Source organism: Kitasatospora sp. NPDC091257 (genome assembly GCF_044757675.1).
GTDB classification, from domain to species: domain Bacteria; phylum Actinomycetota; class Actinomycetes; order Streptomycetales; family Streptomycetaceae; genus Kitasatospora; species Kitasatospora lactacystinica.
This window is the reverse complement of the sequence record NZ_JBIVVI010000772.1, coordinates 1-4,426: the sequence shown is the minus strand read 5'-3', so window position 1 is coordinate 4,426 and position 4,426 is coordinate 1. Positions and strand designations below refer to the sequence as shown.

At 75.1% G+C, this 4,426-nt stretch carries 2 protein-coding genes and 1 pseudogene; 2 read left to right on the top strand and 1 reads right to left on the bottom strand.

What is annotated here, in order from left to right; genetic code table 11:
- Positions 1–1,205 (top strand): uroporphyrinogen-III C-methyltransferase (gene cobA / locus ACIQOV_RS29210; RefSeq protein ID WP_401053552.1); only part of this gene is annotated, 1,205 nt, incomplete at its 5' end.
- A 137-nt stretch (positions 1,206–1,342) separates the two neighbouring features.
- Here the strand turns inward: cobA and ACIQOV_RS29205 are convergent.
- Complete coding sequence (locus tag ACIQOV_RS29205) at positions 1,343–4,084, bottom strand: SpoIIE family protein phosphatase (RefSeq protein ID WP_401053550.1); 2,742 nt, start codon at positions 4,082–4,084, stop codon at positions 1,343–1,345.
- An 89-nt stretch (positions 4,085–4,173) separates the two neighbouring features.
- Here ACIQOV_RS29205 and ACIQOV_RS29200 point away from each other — a divergent pair.
- A pseudogene (locus ACIQOV_RS29200) lies at positions 4,174–4,426 on the top strand (hypothetical protein); the annotation flags it as partial.

The following is a 4,426-nucleotide window of genomic DNA, read 5'->3' as shown; positions in this document are numbered from 1 at the left end:
CCTACCCGGTGGGCCTGCTGCTGGCCGGCCGCCGCGTCGTCGTGGTCGGCGGCGGCCAGGTCGCCCAGCGGCGGCTGCCGGCCCTGATCGCCTCCGGTGCCGACCTGCACCTGATATCGCCGGCCACCACCCCGGCCGTCCAGGCGATGGCCGACGCCGGTGAGCTCACCTGGCACGCCCGCCCGTACCGGGACGGCGACCTGGCCGGCACCTGGTACGCCCTGGTCGCCACCGACGACCCGGCCGTCAACGCGGCGGTCAGCGCCGAGGCCGAGCGCGAGCGGGTGTTCTGCTCCCGCAGCGACGACGCCGCCGCGGCCACCGCCTGGACCCCGGCCAGCGGCCGCGACGCGGGCGCCACCGTCGCCGTCCTCACCGGCGACCCGCGCCACTCCGCCGCCCTGCGCGACGCCATCGTCGACGGCCTGCGGGACGGCTCGCTGGCCGCCCGCCAGTACCGCGCGCACGGCGCCGGCGTGGCCCTGGTCGGCGGCGGCCCCGGCGACCCGGACCTGATCACCGTGCGTGGCCGCCGGCTGCTCGCCGACGCCGACGTGGTGGTCACCGACCGCCTCGCCCCGCGCGAGCTGCTCGCCGAACTGCCCGAGCACGTCGAGGTGATCGACGCCTCCAAGATCCCGTACGGCCGCTTCATGGCCCAGGAGGCGATCAACCGCACCCTGGTCGAGCACGCCAAGGCCGGCAAGTTCGTGGTCCGGCTCAAGGGTGGCGACCCGTACGTCTTCGGCCGCGGCGGCGAGGAGCTGCTGGCCTGCGCGGAGGCCGGGCTTCCGGTCACCGTGGTGCCCGGGATCTCCAGCTCGATCAGCGTCCCCGCGGCGGCCGGTGTCCCGGTCACCCACCGTGGCATGACCCACGAGTTCACCGTGATCTCCGGCCACGTCGGCCCGGACGACGAGCGCTCGCTCACCAACTGGGAGGCCGCCGCGAGGATGAGCGGCACCCTGGTGCTGCTGATGGCCGTGGACAAGATCGGTGCGATCGCCGCCCGGCTGGTCGAGTACGGCCGGCCGGCGGACACCCCGGTCGCCGTCGTCCAGGAGGGCACCACCGCCGCCCAGCGCCGGGTGGACGCCACCCTCGGCACCGTCGCCGCGGTGGTCGAGGCCGAGGGCGTCAAGCCCCCGGCGGTCATCGTCATCGGCGACGTCGTCAACGTGCTGGCCGCGGCCTTCCAGCCGTAGGCCGGGGCGGACCCGCCGGGGCGAACGTGCCGGAGCGGACGCGCCGCAGCCAACGCGCCGGAGCGGACGCGCCGCAGCCAACGCGCCGGAGCGGGAAGTCGGCCGGTCCGACCTCCCACTCCGCGGCCGTTCCGCGGCTACTCCAGCGGCTGCTCCGTCCAGATGACCTTCCCGGTCGCCGTGTAGCGCGTCCCCCAGCGGTCCGCGAACTGCGCGACCAGGAACAGCCCGCGCCCGCCCTCGTCCTCGGTCGCCGCGTACCGCAGGTGCGGCGAGGTGCTGCTGCCGTCCGACACCTCGCAGATCAGCGAACGGTCCCGCAGCAGCCGCACCCGGATCGGCCCGGAGCCGTACCGGATCGCGTTGGTCACCAGCTCGCTCAGGATCAGCTCGGTGACGAACGCGGCCTCCTCCAGCCCCCACGCCGTCAGCCGCTCCGCCACCGCGGCCCGGACCTCGCGCACCGCCGCCGGGTCGGTGGGCACCTCCCACTGCGCCACGTGGTCCGGGGCCAGCACCCTGGTCCGGGCCACCAGCAGGGCGATGTCGTCCTGCGGGTGCACCGGCAGCATCGCCCCGAGCACGTCCGCGCAGGTCTGCTCGGGCGTGCGCGGCGGCCCGGTCAGCGCCGCCCGCAGCAGCTCCAGCCCCTCGTCGATGTCCCGCTCCCGGTCCTCCACCAGCCCGTCCGTGTACAGCACCAGCCGACTGCCCTCGGCGAGTTCCAGCTCGGCGGTCTCGAACGGCAGCACCGCCAGCCCCAGCGGCGGCCCGGTCGGCAGCTCCGGGAACACCACCCGGCCCTGCGGGTCCACCACGGCCGGCGGCGGATGACCGGCGGTGGCCAGCGTGCAGCGCCGCGACACCGGGTCGTAGATCGCGTACAGACAGGTCGCCCCGGCCAGCTCCGCGCGCTCGCCGCCCGTCGCCTCGTCCTGGTCGATCCGGTTCACCAGCTCGTCCAGGTGCCCCAGCAGCTCGTCCGGCGGCAGGTCCAGGGTCGAGAAGTTGTGGATCGCCGTGCGCAGCCGGCCCATCGTCGCCGCCGCGTGCAGCCCGTGCCCCACCACGTCCCCGACCACCAGCGCCACCCGCGCACCCGGCAGCGGGATCACGTCGAACCAGTCCCCGCCCACCCCGGCCTGCGCCGGCAGGTAGCGGTGCGCCACGTCCAGTGCCGTCTGCTCCGGCAGGTTGCGCGGCAGCAGGCTGTGCTGGAGCGTCACCGCCATGGTGTGCTCCCGGGTGTAGCGGCGGGCGTTGTCGATGCACACCGCCGCGTGCGCGACCAGCTCCTCCGCCAGCGCCAGGTCGTCCGCCTCGAACGGCTCGGCCCGCTGCGCCCGCCAGAACCGGGCCACCCCCAGCAGCACCCCGCGCGCCCGCAGCGGCACCCGCACCAGCGAGTGCACCCCGTACGCCAGAACCTGCGCCGACCGCTCCGGGTCCTGGTCCCGCCACTCGTCCACCTCCGCCAGATGCGGTTCGATGCCCGGCTCACCACTGTGCAGCGCCCCGGCCAGCGGGGTCTCGGGCACCACGTCCAGCACCGTGCCGACCGGGTAGAACGGCCCGTCGTCCCGTACGCCCGCCACCGCGGCGCGGCGCATCCGCCCCAGCGACGGGCCCGGCGGCGGTTCCTCGCCGGTCAGCACCTGGTCCGCCAGGTCCACCGTGACGAAGTCCGCGAACCGCGGCACCGTGACCTGCGCCAGCTCCTCCGCCGTCCGTGTCACGTCCAGCGTGCTGCCCACCGTCACCCCGGCGTCGTACAGCAGCCGCAGCCGCCGCTGCGCGCGCTCGGCCCGGCCGGACAGCGCCGCCAGTTCGGTGGAGTCGCGCAGCGTGGCGACGCATCCGGGCAGGCCGCCCGGCCGGTCGATCAGCCGGACGTTCACCGCCAGCAGCCGCTCCCCGGCCAGCACCACCTCGTCGGTCACCTGGCGCTCGGCGGTCAGCAGCTCCAGCGGCGCCTGCTCCAGGCCCAGCCCGGTCACGGGGCGGCCCTCGGCGTCCGGCGGCAGGTCCAGCAGCCGGCGCGCCTCGTCGTTGCAGAGCAGCAGCCGCCCGTCCCCGCCGATGATCATCACGCCCTCGCGCACCGCGTGCAGCACCGCCGCGTGGTGCTCGTACATCCTGGTCATCTCGACCGGGCCCAGCCCGTGCGTCTGGCGCCGCAGCCGCCGGCTGATCAGGGCCGTCCCCAGCGTGGCGAGCCCCACCGCGGCCGCCGCCGCGCCCAGTACCACCGGCAGCTGCCGCTGGCTGGCGCTGCTGATGTTCTTCAGCGTGACGCCCGCCGAGACCGCCCCGACCACCGAGCCGTCCGGCGCGTACACCGGGACCACCGCCTGCACCAGGCGGCCGAGCGTGCCCGAGACCTGCTGCGTCACCACCTGACCGTGCAGGGCGGGCTCGTAGACGCCGACGAACTTCTGGCCGATCCGGGCCGGGTTCGGGTGGGTGTAGCGGATGCCCTGGTCGTTCAGCACGACGATGAAGTCCACGCCCGAGGCGACCCGTGCGGCTTCCGCGCTCGGCTGCAGGAGGGCCGTCGGATCGGGGGAGCGCAGCGCGGCGACGATGCCCGGGGAGTTGGCGAAGGTCTGCGCCACCGCCACCGAACGGTTGCGGGCCTCGTGCGTGGCGTCGTTGCGTGACTGCACCACCAGTGCCACCGCGGCCGCCACCACGAGCAGCAGCACGACCAGCACCTGGAGTGCGAAGACCTGCCCCGCCACCGACCGGTGCCACACCGGCCACCGCCGCTTCGCGTGCGGCAGCTGTGGCCGACCGTGTGGGCGCCCACCGGGGGAGCCGGCGGAGCCAGTGGCGCCAGAGGCCGACGGAGCCCAGGATCGGCCCGGATTTCGGGCCATACGGTCATATTTGCACTACGACCAGCCGGGGACCACCCCGCTCCCTCCGCCGTTTGGCCTTCCCCGCCCGGGCTTGGCAAGATCGCAGGGTGTCCGAACCCCGCACCATCACCGACCCGGCCGACCCCCGCCTCGCCGACTACACCGGCCTGACCGACGTCGAACTGCGCCGCCGCCGCGAACCCGCCGAGGCGCTCCGGGTCGTTGACGCGGCGTCAACAAGCTGGAATGAAGCACATGTTCGCACCAAGGAGGAAATCGGCATGATCGACAGGCGCACCTTCACCAGGGCCGTCGGACTCGGCGCGGGCACCACCGCGCTGTCCCTGGCCGCCCCACCCC